Source organism: Bartonella sp. ML70XJBT.G (assembly GCF_028618575.1).
Classification (GTDB): domain Bacteria; phylum Pseudomonadota; class Alphaproteobacteria; order Rhizobiales; family Rhizobiaceae; genus Bartonella.
In genome coordinates, this window is the sequence record NZ_JAQITA010000074.1 from 1 (window position 1) to 1,643 (window position 1,643).

Sequence of the window (1,643 nt, forward strand, 5' to 3'; positions counted from 1 at the left end):
AACCGTAGAGCATTTACTGTCGATGCTCCTGTCCCCATCTGTTAAAATCTAGACCTATAATACCCCATCTCATATCAATTACTCCTTCTAAATTAGTGTTTTTTTGTTCTCTATACCCTTTAGCACGTTCCTTCCAATATTCCTCTCTCCACTTATCAAACTTTTTTCTCTCTATAAGCGATTGATGTTTTTGAGGATTATTATGAATCACAGAAGTATATTTTTTATGAGATTCGTGGCTCATTTCTGCTATGGCGTCCTCAGGCGTTTGCGAGAGATGATGCAATTCAACGGGCTTACCATCATGTCCTATAGGGGCTCTTCCTGTTTCCATTCTTTCAACATTGGTGCCCCATACGTCTTTTTTGTTTTCTCTCCATTTAACCATTTTGTTAGGATCAAACAAATCATCTCTCTGATAGACTTTGTTTGTCTGGCCAAATTTGCTATCGGTAAATTTAGTGGGTTTTCCTTTTAACCAGTTCTTTTTTTCTTTAGCAGCAAGGTTGGTCTTTTCTTTCTTCGCCGCAAGTTTTTCAAGATCTCCCTGAGCGGCAAGTTCTGCAAGATTTTTCTTGGAAGCAAATTGGGCAAAATCTTTCCTCGCCATGAATTTGATCAAAGCCTTTTCGCCAAGCTTTATGCCTCCCTTGACTACTCCAGCTCCTCCAGCAAAGTTTTCTAGCACTCCGGCTGATAATCTTCCAGTTTCAAAACCAGCATTAAAAGCTCCGTCAACTCCCGCTTTTTCAAGATTCTCTTTTACGTAATCTATATCCCCTATAAAAGAATCCCTAACACCTCCCCAGAATTGACCAGCACCTTCCCAGACATCATCAATCACATGTCCACTCACAACCCAAGACGCTCCTGTTCCAATGTCTTTAACAGCCCTTTTACCGCCCCCCCATGGATTGCTAGCAAATATTATTATTTGTAACATCATGTTCTTCACAGCGTTATCAGCTAACTCGTATAGCTTGATTGGTGTATCGGCAATGAGACCAGACATAAGTCCTGTCGAAAAAGTTCTATCTTGTTGGTCATCAATCTCATGCCATTTTTCTGCAACGTCTTTTCGGCATTGATCGTCAGGACACTCTTCTAACTCTTTCTTCATCTGGGCTTGTTGAGCACTGCTGAGGTAGTTATTCTCTGCGGCATTACCTGCAGCATCAGCACCAGTATTGACATCACCACCAGTAAGGGCAGCAGCAAAGCCACCAGCAACGCGTGCCACATCAATCATGCTCTCTTTATTAGCAAATAGCGCATCAATCTTGGCGTTTATACGCGCCTGCTCTTCCGGCGTTGGGGTGCGACCATCTAATGCCCCCATTTCCTCTTTGATAATGTTTTGCATCCACAGTTTAAACTGGAGCATGGCTGCGGCTTCGCCTACAACACCCCCCACGGCGCCAACCGTACAATCACCACTCGCTGTCGCACCTACAATACAGCCAAGACCAGCATGGGCAACGATCTGCGTCACCGTGTCAATCTTCCCTTCAGCCTTGGCGGTACCGATTTCTTCTGCCAACGATTTGCCAACCGTATCAGACAGAGCGATGCGCAGATTGTTTAAAAAGTTCTTATCTAAAGAACCGCCTTCAAGAGCCGTTTGAACGCCCGTGCCAATAGCA

Annotated in this window: 1 protein-coding gene; it reads right to left on the minus strand. The window is 44.1% G+C overall.

Translation table 11 applies throughout. The annotated features are described in order from the left end of the window. Positions 1-13 precede the first annotated feature (13 nt). The coding region (locus PVV64_RS10330) for an HNH/ENDO VII family nuclease (protein ID WP_273760897.1) at positions 14-1,643 on the minus strand (1,630 nt) is incomplete at its 5' end.